The organism is Ruegeria sp. O4 (assembly GCF_056535125.1).
This window is the reverse complement of sequence record NZ_JBQERO010000001.1, coordinates 774,336-798,472: the sequence shown is the minus strand read 5'-3', so window position 1 is coordinate 798,472 and position 24,137 is coordinate 774,336. Positions and strand designations below refer to the sequence as shown.

Sequence of the window (24,137 nt, the reverse complement as noted above, 5' to 3'; positions counted from 1 at the left end):
ACCATTTAAGTGGGCCAGTTCTAGTCTCAGGTACCGTAGACCGGCATTGGGCCGGTCACTTCGCCAACGGCAGCCAGCAAAATATCTGCAATCACGTCCAGCTCTGCGCGCGTCAGGCGTACGGGCAGTCGGACGTCACACGCTTTCATCAGCATGTCACGTGTTTGCGGCAGCTCGAACGTTTCCGGCAGGAATTGCCAGTTCCAGAAGGCGCGCGCATTGTCCTGGCTCAGGCCAAAGACCTGAACTTTGACACCGCGTGCCTCGGATGCGGTGGCAAATGCGCGAATCTCGTGTTCCTGCAACCCAACCAGATTGAACTGAATCGAGTCCGGCGCGCGCTGCTCGGGGGGCAAGGGTGCGGGCACGTCGATATGGGGTGAGGTATTCAAGCGTCCGGCAACATAGTCGTGGTTCGCCAGACCGTCGCGAACACGACGGGCCAGTTCCGGGATCTGCGGGCGGATCACAGCGGCGCTTAGGTTGTTCAAACGCAGGTTATAAAGCGGCAACTTGTTCTGCCAGCGAGCGAAGGCCTCTTCCAGCTCGGGTGAGTTGTCGCCGTGCGGTCCTTTGTGTTTCTTCCAGTTATGTTCGTACGCGCCCGACATGATGACGGCACGGGCCACCAGATCAGCATCGTTTGAGATCAGAATACCGCCTTCGCCCGCATTGATCATCTTGTAGGACTGAAACGAGAAACAGCCGACCTTGCCGATGGTGCCGATATTTTTGCCATGCCAGGTCGTGCCCAGCGAATGCGCAGCGTCTTCGATAACCGGGATGTCACGCGCGTCGCACAGCGCCATGATCGCGTCCATATCAGATGTGTGGCCGCGCATGTGGCTGATTATCACCGCATGAACGCTGTCGAGCTTGGCCTCGAAATCGGGCATGTCGATGCGATAATTCTCACCCACTTCGCACAGAACCGGGATGCAGTCCGCGTGAATGACTGACGAGGGAACCGCGGCAAATGTGAAGCCGGGGATCAGGACGCGCGCATCGCGCGGCAAACCCAGTGCCTTGAGTGACAGAAACAGCGCAGCAGAACAGGATGAAACAGCGAGAGCGTATTTTGTGCCCAGCAGTTCGGCAAACTCGGCCTCTAGCAAAGACACCGGGGCATCTTGCGGGGCGGTATAACGAAACAAGTCGCCCGACTGCATCAGGGCGTCGATGGCTTCTTTTGCTGCTTCTGGGATGGGTTCGGCGTCATGAACGTTTGGTGGAAGCGTCATATTTGGATTTCCCGAATTCTATCTTTGGTAAAGATAAAGCTATTCAGGTGGCAATCCAAGCCCTCAATCGCCGCGCCAGCGGAAATTCACCAATTTGTCACAAGTAACGTGGATCAGATCCCAAGCCGGTCCCGCAAGGCGAACCATGTCATTGCCAGCACCAGCAGCGGGTTGCGCAGGGCGGATCCGCCGGGGAAGGGCAGAGTTGGCACGCGGGCCATTGTATCGAACCCTTCTGCCTGTCCCTGAATGGCCAGCGCCATCAGTTGCCCGGCATGGGTCGCGGTGCCTACACCATGACCGGAATAGCCGGAAGCAGACAGAATGTTGGGTGCGATACGCACCAGATAAGGCATCCGCCGCATGGTAATGGCCAGCGTCCCACCCCATGCATAGTCGATTTTGGCGTCGCGCAGATGTGGGAAAATCTCGGTCATCGGCTTGCGGACCTTCGCAGCGACATCCGCAGGAAAACGATAGCCATAGCTTTCGCCGCCACCGAACAAAAGCCGGCCATCGGCGCTGAGGCGGAAATAGTTCACCACGAACTTGGTATCCGCGACCGCGACATCCTGAGTCAGGACCCGCGCAGCCTCGCTGCCAAGGGGTTCGGTCGCTGCGATGAAGTTGTTGATAGGCATGACACGGGCCGCGACGGTACGGTTGAGATTGCCAAGATAGCCATTGCAGGCCAGCACAACATGGTCGGCCCTTACGTTCCCCTTGGCGGTCCGGATCAGCGCAGGCTGGGTTTCGTCAATATCGATGACTTCGGTGCCCTCAAAGATGCGAACACCCGCTTTGGCCGCAGCCTGCGCCAACCCCAGCGCAAAGTTCAATGGGTGCAGATGAGCGGCCCCCATGTCCAGATACCCGCCCTTGTAAGCGGGTGAGGGGCACAGTTTGTGGCCTTCGTCTTCATCCAGTAGCTTGATCTGGTCATAGTGATACCGGTCGGACAGATGGCCTGCATGGTTATGCAGCTCTTTTCGTTCCGAAGCTGACAGACCCAGAACCGCGACGCCGGGTTGCAAGTCGCACGCGATCTGATGCTTGGCGATCAGTGACTTGACCAGATCCTTGGCGTCTTCGGCCAACTCCCACAGCTTTGCGGCATCCGCGTCTCCGACAAGACGCTCAAGGTCTTCCTGATCCATCCGCTGCGCGCTGCCCAGTTGGCCACCATTGCGCCCTGAGGCACCAAATCCGACACGGTGGGCTTCAAGCAGAACGACATCTAACCCCGCCTCGGCCAGATGCAATGCTGCGGACAGGCCTGTGTAGCCGCCGCCCACAACGCAGACATCCGCCGTAATATCTTCGGCCAAAACAGGAAAGCGTTCCGTTGGGTTTGCCGTCGCGGCATACCAGCTGGCAGGGTATTCGCCCTTGCGGTCATTGGAATAGAGCAGGTTCACGAAAAGTCTCAGACGTTGATCAGCAGATGTTCCCGTTCCCACGGAGAGATGACCTGCAGAAATTCTTCATACTCGGCCCGTTTTACGATGCCATAGACACGGGCAAACTCAGGGCCAAGGATTTCGTGCAGGGCGGTGGCTTCGTCAAACAGATCCAGCGCATCGCCCATGACCTGGGGGATATCCCCTTCGCCTTCATAGGCGTCACCATAGAATTGACGACGCGGACGCTCCTGTTCGACCAGACCCAGATAGCCGCACGCCAGCGACAGGGCGATGCCCAGATACGGGTTGCAGTCCATACCGGCGATGCGGTTTTCGACACGGCGCGATTCAGGTCCGGACAGAGGAACGCGAATGCCTGTAGTGCGGTTGTCGCGAGCCCATTCCAGATTAATCGGCGCCGCGTGGTCTTTCACGTAACGACGATACGAGTTCACATAAGGTGCCATCACGGCCAGACCGGCGGGCAGATGGTTCTGCAACCCGGCAATGAAGTGATAGAACGCGTCCGTTTCGCCGCCCTGCGGGCCCGAAAAGATGTTCTGGCCGGTCTCCATGTCGATAATTGAATGATGGATATGCATGGCCGAGCCCGGCTCTTCCTCGATCGGTTTGGCCATGAAGGTTGCAAAACAATTATGCCGCAATGCCGCTTCGCGGATCAGGCGTTTGAAGTAGAAAACCTCATCAGCAAGTTTGACCGGGTTGCCGTGGCGCAGGTTGATCTCCAACTGGCCCGCACCGCCTTCCTGGGTGATGCCATCGATTTCGAACCCCTGATGTTCGGCAAAGTCATAAATATCGTCGATGACCGGGCCGAACTCGTCCACCGCAGTCATCGAATACGCCTGCCGCGCCGCAGCGGGGCGGCCAGAACGCCCCATCATCGGCTTGATTTCCTGTGCGGGATCGACGTTGGGGGCGACCAGAAAGAACTCCATCTCTGGCGCAACAACCGGTTTCCAGCCTCGGTTGTGATACAGCTGGACCACGCGTTTTAACACGTTGCGTGGGCTATAAGGGATCGGATCACCATCCCGGTCATAGGCGTCGTGGATCACCTGCAGCGTCCAGTCCCCGGTCCAGGGCGCGGCTGAAGCCGTCGAATAGTCGGGCTTCAGGATCATGTCCTTTTCGATGAACCCGTCGTCACCCGCGGCTTCACCCCAGTCCCCCGTGATGGTCTGGAAGAAGATGCTGTCGGGCAGGTGAAAATAGGATTGCTTGGCGAATTTCGTGGCAGGCACGGCCTTGCCACGCGCAATTCCGGGAAGGTCCGAGATGATACATTCAACCTCGTCCAGCCGCTGTCCGTGGAAATAGGCTTTGGCGGCTTCCGGCAGTTTATCAGTCCAATCAGCCATCAGGCTCTCTCTTTCTTTAAAAACTCGGCCATATGGCGCGCGATTGTGGCGTTGTCATCCGGAGCGGTTTCGCGATTTGCGGCCTCGCGCATCAGGTCTTCGGGGACGACGCCTTTTCCCCGTGTGCGCATCAGGCCCGCGACAAAACCATTGGTGAATTCGGGGTGGGCCTGAACCGTCCAGATCGTGTCTCCATAAGCCAGCATAGCGTTTTCGCAAAATGCGTTCTGACCCAGAACGCGCGCCCCTTCGGGTAGCTCGACAACCTGATCCTGATGCCAGGCATTCAGCCAGACAGTGTTGCCGTCAAACTCGTATTCAGTGCGTCCGACAGCCCAACCGCCCTTGAATTTCTCGACCTTGCCGCCCAGTGCCTGCGCGATAATCTGATGCCCAAAGCATACGCCGATCAGTGGCTTTCCGCTTTGCTGTATCTCTCTGACCAAGTCTTCCAGTGGGGCGATCCATGGCAAGTCGTCGTACGCGCCGTGGCGCGAACCGGTAATGACCCAGCCATCTGCGTCATCCGCGCTGCTTGGGAATATGCCGTCGACCACGGCGAAGGTCTGGAACTCGAATCCGTTGCCACCGAGAAGTGCAGGAAACAGCTCATCATAGTCGCCGAATTCGCCATGCAAGGCATCTGGTGTGTGGCCGGTTTGTAATATGCCGATTTTCATGTGTCACCAAATTTGATCAAATTCACTCTAGCTGAGTCCGAATGAGGCGGCAAGGGGGGTCAAACCGCCTCGAGATAGCTCAGCCAGTGATCTTCAGGAGTGATACGCTCAAATCGTTCAACTTCCTGTCGCTTGGTCATGGTCAGGTACTGGATCAGGTCAGCCGAGAAAAGTCGGGCGACCAGGGGGTCGGTTTCAAACTTGTCAATTGCAGTTGCCCAGTCCGGCATCAGTTGGGGCAGGTCTTCAATATCGTAAGCATTGCCTGTGATCGGGGCAGGGGGGTGCAGGCCGTCTTCGATCCCGACAAGGGCTGCGCCCAATACCGCCGTCAGCATCAGGTAAGGGTTGATGTCACCACCCGCGACGCGGTGTTCGATGCGCCGCGCTGCTGGTGCTCCGCCCGGGATGCGAATTGCGGCTGTTCTGTTCTCATAGGCCCAGCAGGCCCCGGTCGGCGCATGCGCACCCGGTACAAGCCGGGTGTATGAATTGCCATGCGGAGCAAAAATCAACGTGCTGCCTGGCATGGCCGCCACACAACCCGCGACAGCGGAATGCAGAATGCTGGTCCCTTCAGGCCCGCCATTGTCGAACACATTGCGACCGCGTTGGTCCAGCACTGAGAAGTGCACATGCATCCCATTGCCCGCATCATCGGCATAGGGTTTTGACATGAATGTTGCGGCAAACCCGTGTTTGCGCGCCAGGCCGCGCGTCAACGCCTTGAAAAGCCACGTATCGTCGGCGCAGCGCATGGCATCCTGATGATTCAGGTTGATTTCGAACTGGCCAACGCCACTTTCCGAGATGGCGGTTTGCGCGGGGATGTCCATGGCGGCGCAGCCATCGTAGAGGTCTGTAAAGAAATCCTCGAACGCATCCATTTCAGCGACCGACAGAACGGATTCGTGCAGCAGGCGGCGCCCGGTGATCGGGTTCAACGGAGGTTGCGGTTGCGCGCCCGAGGCATCGATGAGTGTGAATTCCAGTTCGGTCGCCGCGACGACCGACCAACCGCGTTTGGCATATCGGTCAAGAATGGCAGACAGAGCGTGACGCGGATCACCCGCAAACGGAGTGCCTGCATCGTCATACAAGCTCATCGGAACCAGCGCCGTTTCTTTCGGAAGCCAGGGGACAGGCACCGGGCCCCGGTCGGTTGGTCGCAGCACGCCATCAGCATCACCCGTTTCAAACACCAGCGGGCTGCCGTGGATGTCCGCGCCCCAGAGATCGACATTGAGCGCCGAGAACGGCATTCGCACTGCACCTTTCTCCAGCTTGCTCGCATATTCAGGGGGCACGCGCTTGCCCCGCATCTGACCGTTCAGGTCACAGGCAGTCACACGAAAACTGTGCAGGGCGCTCAGGTCCATTTGGGGCTCCGTCAATTCTGTTTCCCCGTGATGTACTTCAATGGATCGGATTTGTCACCAAATTTGATCAAATTTTGATTTTTGGGTCAGATGCGGCTGCTCGACATAGATTTTTGGTTGAGTGCAAAAGTGGTCCTGCCGACAAAGCTCGCGTCTCGCATTTCCAGCAGTGAAAACATCATGGGAGTATCTGTTAATCCATTGAACATATTCCACAATGGCGTTGTCTGCGGCAAGTCAGAGAGTGGTTAGATTTTCCCAGTGTTGAAAGCGCGGCGATCGGATTTGATGCGACGCCTGAACCCGCAAAGCAGCTTCTTTTGACCACTCCTCGAAAATTGGCTTATTTCGACGATTTTTCTATGATAGCTGCGGGTTTCGTACTCTTGAGGATAGTTGAGTTGACTGCACGTGGAAGAGATAACATTCAACACCATGCCACGCTGAGCATTGCGCCGATGATGGATTGGACCGACCGCCACTGTCGGTATTTTCATCGGCTGCTTAGCTCGGAAACCCTGCTGTATACAGAGATGGTAACCGCACCGGCGCTTGTTCGGGGTGGGGCGCTGCATCTGTTGGATCATTCACCGCAGGAACATCCCGTGGCTTTGCAGTTGGGTGGGTCCGATCCGGAGGAGCTGGCGCAAGCGGCGCGTTTGGGTGCTGATGCAGGATATGATGAGATCAATCTGAACTGTGGGTGCCCGTCGGACAGGGTGCAGTCTGGTACTTTCGGGGCGGTTCTGATGAAAGATCCGGCGCGGGTTGCAGAATGCGTCGCAGCAATGCGCGACGCGGTTAATGTGGATGTCACGGTCAAATGCCGCATCGGTGTGGATAATCAAGAGCCCGAAGAAGCTCTGCCTGCGTTTCTTGAGCAGATCAGTGCGGCAGGTTGTCAAAGAGTAACGATCCATGCGCGCAAGGCGTGGTTGCAGGGGTTGAGCCCCAAGGAAAACCGCGATGTTCCACCGCTCGACTATGACCTTGTGCATCGGATGAAAGCCGCGTTTGCGGATCTGCATATATCGATCAATGGTGGTATCGCCAGCTTGGATGAAGCAGCAGCACATCTGGACGCGGGTCTTGACGGTGTCATGATCGGTCGGGCGGCCTATCATCAACCCGGTGATATCCTGGCAGATGCTGACCGGCGCATATTTGGCGTTGGAACCGTTCGCGATCCGATGACGGTTGTTCAAGAAATGGTGCCCTATGTTGAGGGGCACCTTGCCAATGGCGGGCGTTTGCACCAGATCACGCGGCATATGCTGGGTCTCTTTGCGGGGCGTCCCGGTGCGCGGGCATGGAGGCGCGCCTTGTCCGAAGGGGCCGTGCATGAAGGGGCCGGGCCAGAAGTCATGCTACAGGCCCTGAACCACATAGCGCCGATGGTCGAGGTTTAGACGGCAAAAGGGGGGACGATGCCCGAGACAATTTTGCTGGCCCAGATGATGGGCCTTTTGCTTGTGATCGGCGCGCTGGCCGGTGTGCTTGCCGGGCTGTTGGGAGTGGGCGGCGGTATCGTGCTGGTCCCCGCGTTCTTCTATGCGTTTCAAACGCTTGGCTATGGCGGTCCGCAATTGATGCAGCTCTGTCTGGCGACGTCGCTGGCCACGATCATTGTAACGTCTTTGCGGTCGGTTCTTGCCCACAACAAGAAGGGTGCGGTGGATTGGGATATCCTGCGCGGCTGGGGTCCGGGTATTGTCGTCGGCGCAATTGTCGGAGTGCTGGTCGCATCGGCGCTGCGGACCGAGGCTTTGCAGGCACTTTTCGGAATTCTGGGCATGGTGATCGGTGCCTATCTTGGGTTGGGTCGCGCAGAATGGCGGGTGGGCGACTCAATGCCCGGCGGTATCAAACGGGCCGTCCTGTCCCCGCTGGTCGGGTTTCTTTCCGTTCTGATGGGCATCGGCGGCGGCAGTTTCGGTGTGCCGCTGATGAGCCTCTATAACACCCCTATCCACCGCGCGGTCGCGACCGCGGCCGGGTTTGGGGTGATCATCGCCGTACCGTCGGTCATTGGGTTCTTGTTTGTGGATATCGCGCCCGAGCATCGCCCCCCGTTGACCATTGGCGCGGTTAATCTTGTGGCCTTCGGGATCGTTGTCGCAATGACAATGATCACCGCGCCATGGGGGGTAAAGCTGGCCCATGCAATGGACCCAAAACCGTTGAAACGTGTCTTCGCCGTGTTCCTGACGCTGGTCGCGCTGAACATGCTGCGCAAGGCTGTAGGCTTATGAGCGATTTTTCGGCCCGGGGCTGGGTGAAATTCCCGTATGATCCGGTGCTGGCCGAATGGGTGAGCCACGCTTTGCCTGCCGCACGGGCGTCTACAAAGGATCCGGTCCACGCGGAATGGTTGGATTGCGAAGGGACGTGGTTCATCGGTGTCGACGCACTGCCCAATGACACGAAGGGCAGGGTCGGGCAGTCCGGGCCGTTGAACGGCAAGGCCATGGCGTTCATCGACAAACACTTTGGAGATTTACCGCTGCACAAGGGGCAGGTTTCTGTTGTTTATCCGGGTTATCCGCGCCCGCGCCGGGGTGAGAATGAAGCGGCCACCCGCTACCGTCGAAACAGGGATGCGGCCCATGTGGACGGTTTGCGCCCAACAGGGCCGGATCGCCGCCGCCGGGTTGACGAACCTCATGCATGGATTCTGGGCATTCCACTGACCGAGGCCAGCGCAGACGCGTCTCCGATGGTGGTGTGGGACGGCAGTCATGACATTCTACGGGCCGCGTTCAGGCAGGCGCTAGAAGGGATGCCGCCTGAGGTCCTGCACGACGTTGACATAACGGATATCTACCAATCCGCCCGTCGCGAGGTGTTTGCGACCTGCCCAAGGATCGAGGTGCCTGCAAAGCCGGGAGAGGCCTATCTGCTGCACCGCCATTGCCTGCACGGGGTTGCACCTTGGGCCGCAGGGGCGACGGCGGGGCAGGATGGTCGAATGATCGCCTATTTCCGCCCCGAATGCTCCGGTGGAGTAGCCGAATGGATCGAATCCGCCTAACGTCCTGTCATTAATTGGCTTTGGAGGTTTTGACCGATGATGACGGTTCATACGAATTCTGACGGTGCACTCATAGAAGTCGAGTTGTCGGGGCAAGTGACCAGCGCCGATTACGCCAATACTCTGGTTCCCGCGATCGAGGCTGCGCTGACCGAACATGACACGGTTCGGCTACTGGCGATAATACAACCTGAATTCCAGGGGTACGATCTGGGCGCGGCCTGGTCCGACACCAAGCTGGGGTTAAGCCATTGGCGCGGGTTCGACCGGATCGCTGTTGTGGCGGATCAGGGCTGGGTGCAGACAAGCGTTCGTCTGGCGGCCCCCATTCTGCCCTGTCCGGTTCAGGTGTTCGATCTGACCGAGCTTGAGGCGGCCCGACGCTGGATGCGTGAGTCCCTGGGATCGATCCACGTGACTGACCTGAGCGGCCCATGTGTTCAGATCAGCCTATTGGGCAAGCTGGACCCTGAATGGTACAAACAGGCAGAACGTGATCTGGATGCATTGTTACAGGACCGGCCAGGGTTTCGCCTGCTGATAGACCTCAGGGAATTTGATGGCTGGCAAGGGCTGTCAGCGCTTGCGGCGCATTTTCGGTTGGCCAGCCGACATATAGGGCAACTGGACCGCGCCGCGATCGTTGGGGACAAAAGCTGGCAGCGAATGGCGCAGAAGGTCGCGAGCCATGTTTTAGGGACCCGGACGCAGTTTTTCCCGTCCGAAGAGTACGACAACGCCAGCGCATGGCTGGCCGCCGGATAAACCTTTGACTGCGGAACGCCTGAGCAGGCAACACCCAATCGGTCAAGGTTCGTGACACAGCCTCGAATCCGGTCGTGCGATGTCAGGCATGATTCGGCTGCTGACGGCGGATTTTTCGCAGCTTCAGCCCCCGCTTTCCTAGTCTTGGCAAAGCGTGTCGAAAAGTGACGTTAGGAAATTATGCGCTTTTGTGAGTTTTTCTTGATTAAGGCATCAATAACGATCAAACGCCGCGTGTTTTCCCCCTTCTTGTGACGGGAAATACCTTTAGCCACACCCTGTCGCTGCGGGTTACCACTCACGTTGAACCACAATGTTCAAGAGCTAGACCCCCTCGGAGCTCGAACTCGACCCGCAGTGGCACGGTTACTGGAAACGGGACGTCCGCAATGCCACTAAAGACTTTGATCGGAAGACTCACTAATACCAAAAAGACCAAACGTGCGGCTGACGTGCTGCAATCGGAATGCGTGGGCAATGATGATCGGCGGTCCAAAACCAGCCAATCCGAGATTGCGTTTCTGTTTCAGAAAGAATTACGGGGCACCGCGCCGAACGCGCCTATCCCGAAAAGCGCTGCACAGCCGGCAGAAATGTCGTCAAAACGTCTAGGCTGATCGGTCAGGAGCCATTCATGCGAGCGGCACGCCCGCCGCGCCGCTTGCTGAGCCGCGGTTTACGAGACGGCAGGTCGTTCATGATTTCAGCGCGTTCGCTGCTGTCCATCCTGGACCAGCGAGAGATCTCGTCAATCGTGCGGTAACATCCGGTGCAGATACGCTCGGCTGGATGGACAACACAAATCTGGACACAAGGGCTTTCGACCTCATTGCGCTTCCAAACCATGTTCGTCATCGATCGGTCTCCGACCTGTTACAAAAAGCGCAGCCTGTCCAGCGCTCCCTGCAAGATATAACCTGCTGCAACGTGATCAATAACCTGTCCGCGACGTTTTCGTGACGTATCCGCCTCAAGCAGTGCTTTTTCTGCCGCAACCGTACTCAGCCGTTCATCCCAGAATCCGATAGGTAATTCCGTCAGACGGGACAGGTTTCGCGCAAATGCCCGCGTAGATTGGCAGCGCGGCCCCTCTGTGCCGTCCATGTTTTTGGGAAGACCCAACAGAATGCCGCCAATCTCGCGATCCGTTGCAATTTCAATCAACCGGGCGGAATCGAGTGTGAATTTCTTGCGCCTTACAGTCTCCAACGGGCTGGCCACGCCCCGCATCCGGTCGGAGACTGCGACACCGATGGTCTTTTCGCCCAGATCCAGCCCAATCAGCGCTTGCATCGGGGGCAGCGCCTTGGCGAAGTCTTCGAACACGTCGTGGATCATTTCGCAATCCCGGCTTGCAGGGCTGCGGCACCAATGATCTGCAACGCCTCGGTGTTTCCGGCAAACACCTCCAGCGCCTCATTGTGGATATCCATGGCCCGTTGGCCCTGACCCAGAACACCCAGTGCGGCGATCAAACGAGCCCATTCCTCGGGCGCGCCGCCTTCTGTCGCCAGGCGGTCGGACAACTGATCCACCATTCCCTGAATCATCTGCTGCCGTTCCTCGGGGCTCATTTCCGCTGCTGCGGCCATATCTTCGCGACTTGGGCCGGACGGTGCGCTCAGGTCCGGTGCATTGAAAACCCCTGCCCGAAAGGCCAACTCATCTATCTGATCCCGGATCGCGCCTGCCCATGGTGCGCCTGTTGGGGCTTCCCTCAGCGTTTCAACCCAAATGCGGTAGGCAAGGTCTGGTCGTCCGGTCTGAACCAGCATTTGCCCCCAATAATACCGGGCCGGACCGTGATGAGGATCGCGTTTCAAAGCTTCGGCAAGAGCCTGTTCAGCCTCGGGCGACACATATCCACCCGCAGCCAGGATCATCATCTCGGCAAAATCCGCGTAATGCTCGGCTGTGGCTGCGTCGCCTGACAGTTCGATCACCCTTTGTTGCGCGGTATATCCATCCTTGAAGTTTCCCGAATTGGTCTCATGCTGCGCCAAAAGCATCTGCCCCTGCAAATCATCCGGACGGGCCGCAACGGTTTCTCGCAACTGCTTGAGAAGAGACACGTAATTTTCGTCAAGCTGGGCCGCTTGAGGTGGGGTCGCCAGTTCTTCTGCGGCGTTCTGGGACGGGCGATTGGCACGGACCTCCTCAGCCAGTTCGAGTCGCGCGGTCAGGGGCATGTCGGGCAACCCGACGGCGCCAATACGATGATACATCGCCATCGCGCCCCCGATGATGATCAGCATGACAACCGGGATTGTCACAATCGAGACGGTCCGTGATGGCCCGGCACCCGAGCCACCCTTTTTCATCTGTTCGTCAGCGGCAAGAATTCGTCGGGAGATTTCGGTGCGGACCCGTTCCGCATCTGCCTCACCAATCACCCCGCGCGCCAAATCCCGGTCCACACCGGTCAGCTGTTCGCGATACACCCGCAGATCGTACGCCGCCGCAGGTTCATCCCCGCGGCGTTTGCGCAGCAATGTGAAGCTCAGAAATGCCGCAATCAGAAGCGCGACAAGAAAAATCAGAACCCAGAACGTCATGGCCCCTCCGAAGATACTGCCCTGACTTAGACCTGTGGGGCGTCCGACAAAAGGGACAAATGGCCGCGAATGAACGACATGTCGCAATAGTGCGATATTGCGGCGTTGCGCGGCGCGGTTAAACTGTCGCCGCGCGGCATATCTGCGCGCAATCACCGAACCGGATGGATTCGCTTATGAAACACTACTCAGCCTTTGCTGTCGCGCGGGAGGCCCTGCGCTATCACACCGGATGGGAACGCGCCTGGCGTTCGCCCGAGCCCAAGAAACGTTATGACGTCATCATCATCGGTGCTGGCGGGCATGGTCTTGCGACCGCGTATTACCTTGGCAAGAACTACGGCATTCAGAATGTCGCGGTGATCGAAAAAGGCTGGCTGGGTGGTGGTAACACGGGTCGAAACACAACGATCATCCGTTCGAACTACCTGCAGGATCCTTCAGCGGCGATCTACGAGAAAGCACGTGGCCTTTATGAGGATCTGAGCCAGGATCTGAACTACAACATCATGTTCAGCCCGCGTGGCGTGATCATGCTGGCGCAGACCCAGCATGAGATTCGCGGCTATCAGCGCACGGCCCATGCAAACGCCCTTCAAGGTGTGAAGACCGAATGGATCGGACCCGAACGCGTCAAGCAACTTGTGCCTATCATCAATCTGGACGGTCCCCGCTATCCGGTTCTGGGCGGGCTCTGGCAGGAACGCGGGGGCACTGCGCGTCACGATGCCGTGGCGTGGGGCTATGCGCGCGCCTGTTCGGCGATGGGTATGGATATCATCCAACAATGCGAGGTCACCGGCGTACGCTCGGAAAACGGTCGTGTCGTCGGCGTGGACACCACCAAGGGTGCCATCGATTGTGACAAGCTGGGTATCGTCGTTGCGGGCCACTCCGGTCAACTGGCCGAGATGGCTGGTTTCCGTCTCCCGCTGGAGGCCGTCGCATTGCAGGCACTGGTATCCGAACCCATCAAACCCTGCATGGACGTGGTCGTGATGGCCAACACCGTTCACGGCTACATGTCTCAGTCTGATAAGGGCGAGATGGTGATCGGTGGTGGTACCGACGGGTTCAACAACTTCACCCAACGTGGCAGCTTCCATCATATCGAGGAAACCGTCCGCGCCTTGGTCGAAACCTTCCCGATGATCTCGCGCCTGAAGATGCTGCGCCAGTGGGGTGGGATTGTGGACATGACCGGTGACCGCTCGCCTATCCTGTCGAAAACTCCGCTGCAGGGCTGCTTTATCAATGGGGGCTGGGGCACCGGCGGCTTTAAGGCAATCCCGGGCTCGGGCTGGGGCATGGCGCAGCTGATGGCCACAGGTCATTCACCTTTGACCGAGGCCTTCTCGCTGGACCGCTTCAAGGAAGGCCGCTTCATCGACGAAAGCGTGGCCGCCGGGGTGGCCCACTGAAGGTGGGTCCGAGGTTGCCAAGAAACAGAATTCTGGTTGGCCGCTGCGCCAACCAACCGCCAAAAGGATGACAACATGCTGATCCTGAATTGCCCTTACTGCGGCGTTGATGCCGAAGAAACAGAACTGGCCGCCGGTGGCGAGGCGCATCTGAAGCGTTTTGGTCCCGGCTCGTCGGATGACGAGTTCCACGACTACCTGTTCATGCGCGAAAACCCCAAAGGCGTGCACTTTGAACGTTGGCGCCATGCCAATGGCTGTGGCAAGTGGTTTCACGCGGCGCGCTGCACAAGCACGCTAGAAGTGTTTGGCACTTACACGGCTCAGACCTCCGAGCCACCGCAGGACATCAAAGAGGCCATCGCCGCAAAGCGTCCCGGATGGACCTGGAGAGAGTTCTCCTGATGCTTCATCTTTTCAAAAATACTCCCGCCGGAGGCTCCGACGCCTCCACCCGCGAAAGGTCCGCACAATGAGCACCCGTCTCGCAAAACAAGGCCGGCTGATTGACCGGTCGAAAAAGGTCACATTTACCTTCAATGGCACGTCGATGCAGGGCTATGAGGGCGACACGCTTGCCTCGGCGCTGCTGGCCAACGATCAGATGATGATGGGCCGGTCGTTCAAATACCACCGCCCCCGCGGCGTTGTCGCCAGCGGTGCGGAAGAGCCAAACGCTCTGGTCGGGCTGGGGCAGGGCAACCGGTTTGAACCGAACCAGCGCGCCACCACGACCGAGCTGTTCAACGGCCTGACTGCGGTTTCGCAAAACCATTGGCCAAGCCTTGAACACGACATCGGCGCGGTGAATACGGCATTCGCCCGGTTCCTGCCGGCTGGCTTCTACTACAAGACGTTCATCCACCCCAAACCGTTCTGGAAGCACGTCTACGAGCCGTTCATCCGTCAGTCTGCCGGTCTGGGCAAAGCGCCCGACAAGGACAGCCGCGATGCCGATACCTATGAGCACTTCTATGCCTTCACCGATGTTCTGGTCATCGGTGGCGGTGTGGCTGGCCTACAATCGGCAAAGGCGGCGGCAGCTTCGGGTGCCAAGGTTCTGCTGATTGAGCAGAGCGCACATTGGGGCGGTCGCGCTCCGGTTGACGGCGGCACAGTCAATGATGAGCCTGTGGATAAGTTCGTGGAGCAATTGGTTTCCGAACTCGAAACAATGGACAACGTCACCATGCGCTCTCGCTGCATGGGCGCGGGTGTTTATGACCATGGTTACGTTCTGGGTTATGAGCGCCTGACAGACCACACGCCGGGCGTGCAGGGCCCGCGCCACCGCCTTTGGCGTATCCGCGCCAAGCAAATTGTGACTGCAACCGGCGCAATTGAACGCCCGTTGTCCTTTGCGGGTAACGATGTTCCGGGTGTGATGCTGGCCTCGGCCATGCGCGATTATGCCGTGAACTGGGGTGTAACCCCGGGCGAACGTGTCATCGTCGCCACCAACAATGACGACGCCTATCGCACCGCGATTACGCTGAAGCAAGCGGGTGTGGATGTTTTGCGTATTGTTGACGCACGGGCAACGGCTGGACCTTTGGCAGAGGAAGCCCGCCAGTTGGGTATCCGCGTCGATCCGGGCAAGGCCATTGCCAAGGTCAAGGGCGGCAAGCGCGTCAAAAAAGTCGCCATCTGCAACCAGGAAGGTGTTGGAGGCGCTCGTGAAGAGGTTGAAGCAGATGCAGTGGCCATGTCGGGCGGCTGGTCGCCGGTCGTTCATATGTGGTCTCATTGCGGTGGCAAGCTGACCTGGGATGACGCGAATGCCTTTTTCCGCCCCGATCCCTCACGCCCGCCGCTGGGCGCAAATGGTGAGGGCTTTGTTCTGGCCGCCGGGGCATCGAATGGCGCGTTGGCGCTGGGCGATGTTCTGACTGACGCCCACACTGTAGGAAAAGCAGCAGCCAAGGCGGCCGGGTTCAAGCCGAAAAACATCAAGGCTCCGGTTGGCGAAACCACTGCAGAAGCACCGATGGAGGCTGTCTGGCTGATGCCGGCAAACGCCGAAATCCAGCTGCGCATGAAATCCTGGCTCGACTTCCAGAACGACGTCAAAGTCTCGGACGTGCAGCTGGCCGCGCGCGAGGGCTATGAGAGTGTTGAGCACACCAAGCGTTACACCACACTTGGTATGGCGACGGATCAGGGTAAGTTGAGCAATATCAATGGCTTGGCGATTCTGGCTGATGCGCTGGAATCCGAAATCCCGAAGGTCGGCACCACGACCTTCCGCCCGCCTTATACCCCCATCTCGATGGGCGCGATCGGCGGTGAAGCGCGGGGTGAAGTGTTCCAGCCGATCCGTCAGACCCCAATGCACAACTGGCACGACAAGAACGGCGCGGACTGGGAGCCGGTCGGCCACTGGCGCCGGACTTACGCCTATGTCCGTCCTGGTGAATCCGTGCATGACGCCGTGAACCGTGAGGTGAAGAACACCCGCGAAAACCTTGGCCTGCTGGACGCATCGACGCTGGGCAAGCTGATCGTCAAAGGCCCCGACGCAGGCAAGTTTCTGGACATGTTGTACACCAACATGATGTCCACGCTGAAGGTCGGCAAATGCCGCTATGGCCTGATGTGTTCGGAAAACGGCTTTCTGATTGACGACGGCGTGGTCGCCCGCATCGATGAGGACACCTGGCTGTGCCACACCACCACCGGCGGGGCCGAGCGTATCCATGGTCACATGGAAGAATGGCTACAAACCGAATGGTGGGACTGGAAAGTCTATGTCGCCAACGTGACCGAGCAATATGCTCAGGTCGCTGTGGTCGGCCCGAACGCCCGCAAGGTTCTTGAAAAGCTGGGCGGTATGGATGTCAGCCGCGAGGCGCTGCCCTTCATGGAATGGCGCGATGGCAAGATCGGCGCGTTCGACTGCCGCGCCTATCGCATCTCGTTCTCGGGCGAGTTGTCCTACGAAATCGCCGTTCCTGCCTCGCAGGGTCAGGCGTTCTGGGACGCCCTGGTGGAGGCAGGCAAGGAATTCGGTGTGATGCCTTATGGCACAGAATGTCTGCACATTCTTCGGGCCGAGAAGGGCTTTATCATGATCGGCGACGAGACCGACGGCACCGTGATCCCGCAGGATCTTGGGCTGCACTGGGCGCTGTCGAAAAAGAAAGGGGACTACCTCGGTAAACGCGCCCATTCACGGACTCACATGGCCGATCCAGAACGCTGGAAATTGGTCGGTTTGGAGACTGTGGATGGATCAGTTTTGCCGGACGGTGCCTATGCGGTCGGTGAGGGTGTGAATGCCAACGGTCAGCGCAACATGATCGGGCGTGTGACCTCGACCTATTACTCGGCCAACCTCGGTAAAGGGATCGCTATGGGCCTGATCAAGCACGGCCCGGACCGGATGGGTGAAATCGTCGAGTTCCCGGGCACGGACGGCAAAACCTACAAAGCCAAGATCGTGGACCCGATCTTCTTCGACAAGGACGGGGAGAAGCAGAATGTCTGAACCCATCAGCGCATTGAACCACGCCAGCTATGATGGCATCGCCAATGTCAGGGAATGTGGCCTGCAGGGTATGATCACCCTGCGCGGTGACTTGTCCGACAAAAGCCTCGCCAAGGCCGTCAAGGACGCGACTGGGCAGAACGTACCCGGTCAGCGCGAGGCGCTGGTCAGCGGAGATACCGGCGTATGCTGGATGTCACCGGACGAGCTGCTGGTGCTGGTCCCTTATGCCGAGGTCGAGGCCAAACTGGCCGCAATTATCAAAGCTTTGGGAAAAACTCACGCACTGGCCGTCAACGTCTCGGATGCCCGCGCGGTCTTCACAATATCAGGCGCCAGCGCACGAGAAGTGTTGGGCAAAGTCGCTCCGGTTGATCTGTCGGCCGAGGCCTTCCAACTCGGCCAAATCCGCCGTTCGCGCCTGGCGCAAGTGGCAGGTGCGTTCTGGATGGACGATGCCGAAACTTTCCGCGTGGTCTGCTTTCGTTCGGCTGCGGATTACGTTTTCAAACTGCTGAAGGTTGCGGCGCAACCGGGCAGTGAGGTTGGCGTTTACTGACCTGTCTACACATCTGACGTTTTATTCGATGGCCGCCTCGTCCTGGACAGGCGGCCATCGAATTTTGTGCTGCTGCAAAGCGATTTGAGTGTGGGACACACAACAGGGTCTGTCGAGAATTTCGTTGCGCGATTTCTCCTGTTGCGGGAGCGGTGTGATTGGGCTAACGATCACCAAAAGGCTGAAAAATAAGAACTTTATTATGAATTTCTTTAGACTAATCGCAAGCGGCTTAATTGCTATTTCAACTATACCTAATGCGGCCATAGCCGAGACTTATTCAGAGACATTTGAGTGTGTTTTTGCCAAAGGCCTGGCAAATCGGCCAACTCCGACCCGCGTTGTTTTTTCAGTTGACGTGTACGGGCGCCAGGCGTTGCTCCACGAAGTTGAAATGCGGGGTATAGACACGCCGAAAAGATCGGCTTCTATCAACAGAAACAGCTTTCGGGTACTTTCGATCAGTTGGCCGGGCGACGCCTATACGTTTTCACGAACTGGCAGACGAACCAGAAGCGGTGACCCTCGCAGGATGGTTCTTGATTTAGGGCGCCAAGAGTTTTCGATTTTCCTGAATCGCGAAACAATGAAGGCAATAGCCAGCTCGAATTCGGATGTACAATCTTCACATGACGGAAACGCAAACGGGATCTGCGTTGAGATACCATTCCAAAGGTAAGGAAAGAGCGGAGTAATACTTTGAAAAAGATAGCATTTGCATTGACGCTTGGACTTTTGTCCATACCGGCTGTTTCAGCTTCTCAAACCTTTACAGAGACGTATGAGTGCAAGTTTGGCCATGGCCTTGTCAACAAACCGACTCCCGAATTCCTTGTGTTTTCGGTCGATGAATATGGTCGTTCCGCCTATATCCATGAGATCGAGATGCCAGATATCGATACACAGCCAGGACCAGCCAGGGTCAAGCGCGACAGTATTCGAAACTTGTCGGTTGCCTGGGTCGGTCGAGACTATGTCTATTCTGCGACTGGCAGAAGCTACGCGTCGAACGAGTCGCGTATTGACGCGATCGATCTACTCAATCACGAGTTCACAGTGTTTCTGGACCGCCGAACTTTGAAGGCGACCACACGATCAACCTCACACAGTGCGTACCTGCCGCGAGATGGTTTTGCCCGAGGAAAATGCAAACAGATACCCACACCATCCAGTTGACAAAAAGGTGCTGAAAATGAAAAGAAAATTTCTTGCTATTGGTTTTTCTGTATTGGCCGCTGCCGCGCAAGCCGAAGTTGCGAACTATATGTGTGAGCTTCATAGTATGGAAGCTCGGGGGTGGATCCCGCCCGAGGTTTGGCTGAGTGTTGATGCTGAAAACAAGCGTGCTCGGGCTTATGATTGGGTGATCGGCGAAGACAACAGATCGGCGGGTAGGAACGAACAGCAACCCAAGGACACCAAGTTCAAGGTCAACCGACGCGGTGAATACCAGATGAATTGGCGGGTCAGCCTCATGGCGAACTCGGGCGGTCAAGTGCGTGTGTCCTACACCGCAATGATGAACCCGCAAACGAATGAGTTCGAGATGATTGCGCGTTTTCCGCAGGCGAATGTAACTAACCGGCCAAGCGGTGTCGGACGCTGCAAAGCGGTCAATACCCACACGCTATACTGATATTCGGATCGCGGAAGGGGGGAGCGTTTCGCGCGTTCTTCCCAATCCGCAGACAGCTGTTTCTGATCGTACTAGGACGTGAAAAGATAGGTCTGGAAGCGGGTCAAGGCACCCTCATCCGTCATCGAGTGATCTGACGCAGCACCTTCCCGCTGGCATGTATCGTAAAACGACAATAGGTCGGCCAGATGCTTCATTCTGTCGGCTCGGTCTTCCTCATTCAGTAGTGGCGCATGTGTTGACAGCAGCAATGGGGGACGATGCTGTTTGAGCCAGGGTATTAGCGTGGGAAGTACAAAAAACTCCGCCCCTTCAATGTCCATTTTGACCAGTGAAACCTTCGACAGATCACAGGTCGACTGGAACTGCTCCAATGTAATCGTCAGCGCGTCATTCCCATGGGCTTCATTGTGCAGCAGGGATGTGGTCGAATCCCCGGGCTCACCCCAGACCGACGCCATGCGGGCCACGCCGAACTTGTCAGACAAAGCGACCCCGAAGGCTGAGACATTCCTGATCTGGTTCAGGTCCAGATTCCACGCCAGAAATCGATAGGCCGAAGGATCTGGCTCAAAACACCAGACATGGCGAGCCTTGCGCGCGCCGTATAAAACGGTCGGTCCGATCCATGCGCCGATATCCAGGTAATCGCTTTCAGGCGAAAGATACCGGTCGAGAACAGCAAAGGTTTCAGGCTCCCACTGGCCTGTGGAGGCTTTGCGCCAGAACTTTGAGTGATAAGGGTCCAGACGAAACGGCTCACCGTTCAGGTTGCCCGCATAGTAACCGCGGGCGCGGTAGAACATCTTGCGCGCCTGTGTCAGCATCGCCTGCCTCCGGGTTTTCTTGTCTCGGCCCTTGACCTGCGGCGGCTGCCAAAGCATTTAACCTTGGGAACCGCAACTCAAATTTATACAGGGGGCCGACATGGCTTTTGAACTTCCTGATCTTCCTTATGCACATGACGCGCTGGCAGCCAAGGGTATGTCCGCGGAAACACTGGAATATCACCACGATCTGCACCACAAAGCCTATGTCGACAATGGCAATAAACTGATCGCCGGCACCGAATGGGACGGCAAGTCGCTGGAAGAGATCATCGTTGGCACCTACGACGCAAATGCCGTCGCGCAGAACGGTATCTTCAACAACATCAGCCAGCTGTGGAACCACAACCAGTTCTGGGAAATGATGGGCCCCGGCGACAACGCCATGCCCGGTGAGCTTGAGAAAGCTCTGACCGAAAGCTTTGGTTCGGTCGACGAATTCAAATCGCAGTTCAGCGCCGCTGGTGCCGGTCAGTTCGGCTCGGGCTGGGCGTGGCTGGTCAAGAACGCGGATGGTTCGCTGGCCGTGACAAAGACCGAAAACGGCGTGAATCCGCTGTGCTTTGGTCAGACTGCGCTGCTGGGTTGTGACGTTTGGGAACACTCATACTACATCGACTTCCGCAACAAACGTCCGGCTTATCTGTCGAACTTCCTCGACAATCTGGTGAACTGGGAAAACGTCGCGTCGCGGATGTAAGTCATTGAACCGACGCCGGTTTATCAAGGGCCTGCTGGCGGTGACGCTGGCAGGCCTAATCACATCAGTCTACGGGTTTTTCATCGAACCCGGCCTGCGGCTACGCGTGCGAAAATGGCGCGTCCGGCGAGAGGATTGGACTGCGCCGCCGCTCAGGATTGCCGTACTGGCAGATTTGCATCTGGGCGAACCTTTGGTCGGGCTGGACCGAATAAAACAGGTGGTACGGCGTACGAATGCGCTTGCGCCGGATATGATCCTGCTTCTGGGTGATTTCTTCGCAAGCCACAAAGGCGTTTTGCGTCCTGTCGAAATGAAAGATCTGGCACCGGTTCTTGCCAACTTTGAGGCCAAGAACGGCGTCTTTGCTGTACTTGGCAATCACGATTGGTGGGATGACCGGCAGGCGCAGCGCCGTGGTGCTGGCCCCAACCAATATGCCGATGCGCTGGAGCAGAGCGGAATTACGGTTTTGTCGAATACCGCCATCAAGCTAGAAGCTCTTGGTTTCTGGTTGGCGGGTCTTGAAGACCAGCTTGCGATCTGGCGCAACGGTAAACCGCAGGGGCTGGATGATCTGTCGGGGACACTGGCGCAAATCACCGATGATGCCCCGGTTGTGATGATGGCGCATGAGCCCGACATCTTCCCTCAAGTGCCCGACAGGGTGGCTTTGACGCTATCCGGTCATACGCATGGCGGTCAGATTCGTCTGTTTGGCTGGTCGCCGATCGTGCCCTCCAAATACGGCAACAGATATGCCTATGGGCATGTGCGCGAAGGCGGGCGTGATCTGGTTGTGTCCGGCGGCATTGGATGTTCCATTCTTCCGGTTCGATTTGGTGTAACCCCCGAGATCACGGTTATCGAACTGTCTGCCTAAAGACCTGAGGCTTCACCAAATCGACCAGCCCAATGTCTTGCCCGCATATGTGCGGCAACGATGCACAGCTGCGTTCGGTCAGACACTTTCGCGACCTGCCGGGTTTACCGCAGCTTGTCGCGCAGGGCCGTCATCGCTGTTTCTGCATCTTCAGCCCAAATGACAAAGTCACCCAGTGATCGATCTGCAAAGCCTTGCCCGATCACCTGATGCAACAGGGTTTTCAACGCATCCCAATAGCCGTTCACATTGACGATGACGATGGGTTTGTCGTGCAGGCCCAGCTGCCGCCAGGTCAGCGCTTCAAAAAGCTCGTCCAGTGATCCCGGCCCACCGGGCAGGACAACAACGGCGTCAGCGTTCATGATCATGACCTTTTTCCGCTCGTGCATGGTTTCGGTGATCACGAAATGGGTCAGGTCGGTCTTGCCGACCTCTCGTTTGACCAGATGTACTGGAATGACGCCAAAGGTCTCTCCACCGGCTTGTTGCGCGGCCCGGGCGACTTCGCCCATCAGCCCGACATCTCCGGCACCGTAAACCAGCCGCCAGCCTTCCTGCGCAAGCAGGCTGCCAAACTGTCGTGCGGTTTCAGAATAAGCTTTCTCGGCCCCATTGCGTGACCCGCAATACACACAGACGGATTTCTGAGACATGAAAGAGACGCTCCGGGGTTGTGTCAGAGGTTTTGACCCCTGATAGCGGGATTGATAGATTGGCTCAACTGTCCGCTGGAAGGCTTTTGAAGACAAAGCTTTTGTACGGCGGGGTGAAAGGAAAACAATGGACGCCAAATCGGGAAACGGAAGCTCGGGCAATTTTGTCTGGGGTGTGATTGCGGGTCTGGTTGCCGTGCTGGGTGTTGGGGGTTTGTATCTGTCCGGCGCTTTCACCAAAGCGCCAGAGCCTGAGGCGGGTGCACCGCAGGAACCCGTGTCTGTTGCAGCTACGCAACCGCAGGAACAAGCGGCCGAAGCGCCTGCGGAAACTACCACAACAGAACCAGCTGAGCAGGCCGCCGTGACACCGGATGAGGTACCAACCGCTGATCCCGCCGAAGACACGGCTGCGGCAACAGATGTTGTTTCAGACACAGATACCACAACGGCCCAATCGGAAGAGAATGTACAGGCACCCACGGCCCCCCCGGTTTTGGATCAGATTTTTGTTGAAGCAGACGGAACGGCGCTTTTGTCAGGTGACGCCGAACCGGGCAGTCAGATTGAGGTTCTGTTGAACGGTGAAACCGTGCACACATTCACGGTGGACAGCAGCGGGCAGTTCGCCGAGTTCGTCTCGATCCCCTTCAGCGATGCCGCGCAGGGGCTAATCCTGCGCAGCAAAAGCGGCGGGCAAACAACCCGGTCTGACGACTATCTGATCGCCGCTCTGCCGAAGCCGGTCGAGGAAGAGCCGGTTGCGCAGCAAACTGATGCTGCCGATCAGGGCGAAACAACCGAAGCTGAAGAACAGATAGCCTCGGCGGTTGTCGATCCAGAGACCGAAACCCCAGCTGAAACCGAAACATCAGACCCTGTGGCGACCGCGCCGGATACCGGCGAAACGCAGGTTGCCGACGAAGCAGTAGAGACAACTGAAACGGGTCAGCAGATCGCGGTACTGCGGTCGGGCGAAGAAGGCGTTGAGCTCGTGCAGCCGCCCGTGGTTCGGGATACCCCGCCGGAACAGGTCGCGCTGGATACCATCGGGTATTCTGAAACCGGTGATGTCCAGTTGACCGGGCGAGTACAGGACGGCGCGGCCATCAGGGTGTATCTGGACAATCGTCTTGTTGCCGACCTCGCTCCGGAACAGGATGGATCCTGGCGGAGTGATCTGGACGGCATCGACCCCGGTGTTTACACGTTGCGTGTTGACGCGGTGAACACGGACGGGAAGGTCCTCAGCCGGGTCGAAACCCCGTTCAAACGCGAACCTGTGGAAGTTTTGGAAGCAGCATCAGGTGGCGGTGACGGAACAGCCGCGCAGGACAATGCCCCGGCAATTCGGTCGGTCACTGTGCAGCGGGGCGACACGCTGTGGGCGATCTCGCGTGACCGCTTTGGCGATGGCATCCTGTATGTGCGCCTGTTCGAAGCCAACCGCGACTTGATCCGCGACCCGGATCTGATCTATCCGGGGCAAATCTTTACGATACCGGAATAATCAACGCGCTGGCCCTTTGCGG

At 57.8% G+C, this 24,137-nt stretch carries 22 protein-coding genes; 12 read left to right on the top strand and 10 right to left on the bottom strand.

What is annotated here, in order from left to right; genetic code table 11:
* Nucleotides 1–26: 26 nt before the first annotated feature.
* The 5 genes from ACR0J7_RS03955 to ACR0J7_RS03935 form a co-directional block, all read right to left on the bottom strand.
* Nucleotides 27–1,241 carry a DegT/DnrJ/EryC1/StrS family aminotransferase gene (locus ACR0J7_RS03955; RefSeq protein WP_480913343.1) on the bottom strand — a complete coding sequence of 405 codons (1,215 nt, stop codon included), beginning with the start codon at nucleotides 1,239–1,241 and terminating at the stop codon, nucleotides 27–29.
* 113 nt (nucleotides 1,242–1,354) lie between these two features.
* Nucleotides 1,355–2,659: an NAD(P)/FAD-dependent oxidoreductase gene (locus tag ACR0J7_RS03950; protein ID WP_480913341.1), complete on the bottom strand. Its 1,305-nt coding sequence runs from the start codon at nucleotides 2,657–2,659 to the stop codon at nucleotides 1,355–1,357.
* An 8-nt stretch (nucleotides 2,660–2,667) separates the two neighbouring features.
* Nucleotides 2,668–4,026 (bottom strand): glutamine synthetase family protein, encoded by a 1,359-nt coding sequence (locus ACR0J7_RS03945; RefSeq protein ID WP_209596891.1) that lies wholly within the window; start codon nucleotides 4,024–4,026, stop codon nucleotides 2,668–2,670.
* Entirely contained in the window at nucleotides 4,026–4,706 is a 681-nt protein-coding gene (locus ACR0J7_RS03940; protein ID WP_480564148.1) for a type 1 glutamine amidotransferase, read from the bottom strand. Before ACR0J7_RS03940 ends, ACR0J7_RS03945 begins: the two co-directional genes overlap by 1 nt.
* A gap of 59 nt (nucleotides 4,707–4,765) precedes the next feature.
* Nucleotides 4,766–6,085: a glutamine synthetase family protein gene (locus ACR0J7_RS03935; protein WP_480564151.1), complete on the bottom strand. Its 1,320-nt coding sequence runs from the start codon at nucleotides 6,083–6,085 to the stop codon at nucleotides 4,766–4,768.
* Between the two features lie 401 nt (nucleotides 6,086–6,486).
* Here ACR0J7_RS03935 and dusA point away from each other — a divergent pair, with 401 nt between their 5' ends.
* From dusA to ACR0J7_RS03915, 4 genes are read left to right on the top strand one after another with little or no spacing between them, the layout of a single operon-like run.
* Nucleotides 6,487–7,494, top strand: a complete 1,008-nt coding sequence (gene dusA, locus ACR0J7_RS03930; RefSeq protein ID WP_480485219.1) for a tRNA dihydrouridine(20/20a) synthase DusA — start codon at nucleotides 6,487–6,489, stop codon at nucleotides 7,492–7,494.
* An 18-nt stretch (nucleotides 7,495–7,512) separates the two neighbouring features.
* Nucleotides 7,513–8,337, top strand: coding sequence for a sulfite exporter TauE/SafE family protein (locus ACR0J7_RS03925; RefSeq protein WP_480913339.1), 825 nt, complete (start codon nucleotides 7,513–7,515; stop codon nucleotides 8,335–8,337).
* A complete protein-coding gene (locus tag ACR0J7_RS03920; protein WP_480480289.1) occupies nucleotides 8,334–9,116 on the top strand; it encodes a hypothetical protein in 783 nt (260 codons plus the stop codon). Before ACR0J7_RS03925 ends, ACR0J7_RS03920 begins: the two co-directional genes overlap by 4 nt.
* A gap of 39 nt (nucleotides 9,117–9,155) precedes the next feature.
* A complete protein-coding gene (locus tag ACR0J7_RS03915) occupies nucleotides 9,156–9,881 on the top strand; it encodes a SpoIIAA family protein (protein WP_480913337.1) in 726 nt (241 codons plus the stop codon).
* 621 nt (nucleotides 9,882–10,502) lie between these two features.
* Here the strand turns inward: ACR0J7_RS03915 and ACR0J7_RS03910 are convergent.
* From ACR0J7_RS03910 to ccmI, 3 genes are read right to left on the bottom strand one after another with little or no spacing between them, the layout of a single operon-like run.
* A complete protein-coding gene (locus tag ACR0J7_RS03910; protein WP_209503450.1) occupies nucleotides 10,503–10,736 on the bottom strand; it encodes a DUF1289 domain-containing protein in 234 nt (77 codons plus the stop codon).
* Nucleotides 10,737–10,754: 18 nt separating this feature from the next.
* Nucleotides 10,755–11,219, bottom strand: coding sequence for a Holliday junction resolvase RuvX (ruvX, locus tag ACR0J7_RS03905; protein ID WP_267365234.1), 465 nt, complete (start codon nucleotides 11,217–11,219; stop codon nucleotides 10,755–10,757).
* Nucleotides 11,216–12,436, bottom strand: a complete 1,221-nt coding sequence (ccmI, locus tag ACR0J7_RS03900) for a c-type cytochrome biogenesis protein CcmI (RefSeq protein ID WP_480898109.1) — start codon at nucleotides 12,434–12,436, stop codon at nucleotides 11,216–11,218. Before ccmI ends, ruvX begins: the two co-directional genes overlap by 4 nt.
* A gap of 176 nt (nucleotides 12,437–12,612) precedes the next feature.
* Between ccmI and ACR0J7_RS03895 the strand changes: the two genes are divergently transcribed.
* From ACR0J7_RS03895 to ACR0J7_RS03875, 5 genes are all read left to right on the top strand, one after another.
* Complete coding sequence (locus tag ACR0J7_RS03895; protein WP_267365236.1) at nucleotides 12,613–13,857, top strand: sarcosine oxidase subunit beta family protein; 1,245 nt, start codon at nucleotides 12,613–12,615, stop codon at nucleotides 13,855–13,857.
* Nucleotides 13,858–13,932: 75 nt separating this feature from the next.
* On the top strand, nucleotides 13,933–14,262 hold the full coding sequence (locus tag ACR0J7_RS03890; RefSeq protein WP_480473438.1) for a sarcosine oxidase subunit delta: 330 nt from the start codon (nucleotides 13,933–13,935) through the stop codon (nucleotides 14,260–14,262).
* 67 nt (nucleotides 14,263–14,329) lie between these two features.
* Nucleotides 14,330–17,344: a sarcosine oxidase subunit alpha family protein gene (locus ACR0J7_RS03885; protein ID WP_480564170.1), complete on the top strand. Its 3,015-nt coding sequence runs from the start codon at nucleotides 14,330–14,332 to the stop codon at nucleotides 17,342–17,344.
* A complete protein-coding gene (locus ACR0J7_RS03880; protein WP_480480299.1) occupies nucleotides 17,337–17,903 on the top strand; it encodes a sarcosine oxidase subunit gamma in 567 nt (188 codons plus the stop codon). Before ACR0J7_RS03885 ends, ACR0J7_RS03880 begins: the two co-directional genes overlap by 8 nt.
* A 1,126-nt stretch (nucleotides 17,904–19,029) precedes the next feature.
* The gene (locus tag ACR0J7_RS03875) at nucleotides 19,030–19,539 is read left to right on the top strand and encodes a hypothetical protein (protein ID WP_480558212.1); all 510 of its coding nucleotides are present in this window, start codon (nucleotides 19,030–19,032) and stop codon (nucleotides 19,537–19,539) included.
* A 71-nt stretch (nucleotides 19,540–19,610) separates the two neighbouring features.
* Here ACR0J7_RS03875 and ACR0J7_RS03870 read toward each other — a convergent pair whose 3' ends face one another.
* Nucleotides 19,611–20,366, bottom strand: coding sequence for an FkbM family methyltransferase (locus ACR0J7_RS03870; protein WP_480913334.1), 756 nt, complete (start codon nucleotides 20,364–20,366; stop codon nucleotides 19,611–19,613).
* 100 nt (nucleotides 20,367–20,466) lie between these two features.
* On the opposite strand from ACR0J7_RS03870, the gene ACR0J7_RS03865 reads away from it, so the two are divergent.
* Complete coding sequence (locus ACR0J7_RS03865) at nucleotides 20,467–21,066, top strand: superoxide dismutase (RefSeq protein WP_170704218.1); 600 nt, start codon at nucleotides 20,467–20,469, stop codon at nucleotides 21,064–21,066.
* 4 nt (nucleotides 21,067–21,070) lie between these two features.
* Entirely contained in the window at nucleotides 21,071–21,949 is an 879-nt protein-coding gene (locus tag ACR0J7_RS03860) for a metallophosphoesterase (protein WP_480913332.1), read from the top strand.
* A gap of 104 nt (nucleotides 21,950–22,053) precedes the next feature.
* On the opposite strand, the gene ACR0J7_RS03855 is transcribed toward ACR0J7_RS03860, so the two are convergent.
* The gene (locus ACR0J7_RS03855) at nucleotides 22,054–22,605 is read right to left on the bottom strand and encodes an LOG family protein (protein WP_267366848.1); all 552 of its coding nucleotides are present in this window, start codon (nucleotides 22,603–22,605) and stop codon (nucleotides 22,054–22,056) included.
* Nucleotides 22,606–22,732: 127 nt separating this feature from the next.
* Between ACR0J7_RS03855 and ACR0J7_RS03850 the strand changes: the two genes are divergently transcribed.
* A complete protein-coding gene (locus tag ACR0J7_RS03850) occupies nucleotides 22,733–24,115 on the top strand; it encodes a LysM peptidoglycan-binding domain-containing protein (RefSeq protein WP_480913331.1) in 1,383 nt (460 codons plus the stop codon).
* Nucleotides 24,116–24,137: the final 22 nt, after the last annotated feature.

Coding starts and splice junctions, on each gene's coding strand:
- ACR0J7_RS03955 (WP_480913343.1), bottom strand. CDS start 1,241: ATGACGCTTCCACCAAACGTTCATGACGCCGAACCCATCCCAGAAGCA.
- ACR0J7_RS03945 (WP_209596891.1), bottom strand. CDS start 4,026: ATGGCTGATTGGACTGATAAACTGCCGGAAGCCGCCAAAGCCTATTTC.
- ACR0J7_RS03940 (WP_480564148.1), bottom strand. CDS start 4,706: ATGAAAATCGGCATATTACAAACCGGCCACACACCAGATGCCTTGCAT.
- ACR0J7_RS03935 (WP_480564151.1), bottom strand. CDS start 6,085: ATGGACCTGAGCGCCCTGCACAGTTTTCGTGTGACTGCCTGTGACCTG.
- ACR0J7_RS03925 (WP_480913339.1), top strand. CDS start 7,513: ATGCCCGAGACAATTTTGCTGGCCCAGATGATGGGCCTTTTGCTTGTG.
- ACR0J7_RS03920 (WP_480480289.1), top strand. CDS start 8,334: ATGAGCGATTTTTCGGCCCGGGGCTGGGTGAAATTCCCGTATGATCCG.
- ACR0J7_RS03915 (WP_480913337.1), top strand. CDS start 9,156: ATGACGGTTCATACGAATTCTGACGGTGCACTCATAGAAGTCGAGTTG.
- ACR0J7_RS03910 (WP_209503450.1), bottom strand. CDS start 10,736: ATGACGAACATGGTTTGGAAGCGCAATGAGGTCGAAAGCCCTTGTGTC.
- ruvX (WP_267365234.1), bottom strand. CDS start 11,219: ATGATCCACGACGTGTTCGAAGACTTCGCCAAGGCGCTGCCCCCGATG.
- ccmI (WP_480898109.1), bottom strand. CDS start 12,436: ATGACGTTCTGGGTTCTGATTTTTCTTGTCGCGCTTCTGATTGCGGCA.
- ACR0J7_RS03895 (WP_267365236.1), top strand. CDS start 12,613: ATGAAACACTACTCAGCCTTTGCTGTCGCGCGGGAGGCCCTGCGCTAT.
- ACR0J7_RS03890 (WP_480473438.1), top strand. CDS start 13,933: ATGCTGATCCTGAATTGCCCTTACTGCGGCGTTGATGCCGAAGAAACA.
- ACR0J7_RS03885 (WP_480564170.1), top strand. CDS start 14,330: ATGAGCACCCGTCTCGCAAAACAAGGCCGGCTGATTGACCGGTCGAAA.
- ACR0J7_RS03880 (WP_480480299.1), top strand. CDS start 17,337: ATGTCTGAACCCATCAGCGCATTGAACCACGCCAGCTATGATGGCATC.
- ACR0J7_RS03875 (WP_480558212.1), top strand. CDS start 19,030: ATGGTTTTGCCCGAGGAAAATGCAAACAGATACCCACACCATCCAGTT.
- ACR0J7_RS03870 (WP_480913334.1), bottom strand. CDS start 20,366: ATGCTGACACAGGCGCGCAAGATGTTCTACCGCGCCCGCGGTTACTAT.
- ACR0J7_RS03865 (WP_170704218.1), top strand. CDS start 20,467: ATGGCTTTTGAACTTCCTGATCTTCCTTATGCACATGACGCGCTGGCA.
- ACR0J7_RS03855 (WP_267366848.1), bottom strand. CDS start 22,605: ATGTCTCAGAAATCCGTCTGTGTGTATTGCGGGTCACGCAATGGGGCC.
- ACR0J7_RS03850 (WP_480913331.1), top strand. CDS start 22,733: ATGGACGCCAAATCGGGAAACGGAAGCTCGGGCAATTTTGTCTGGGGT.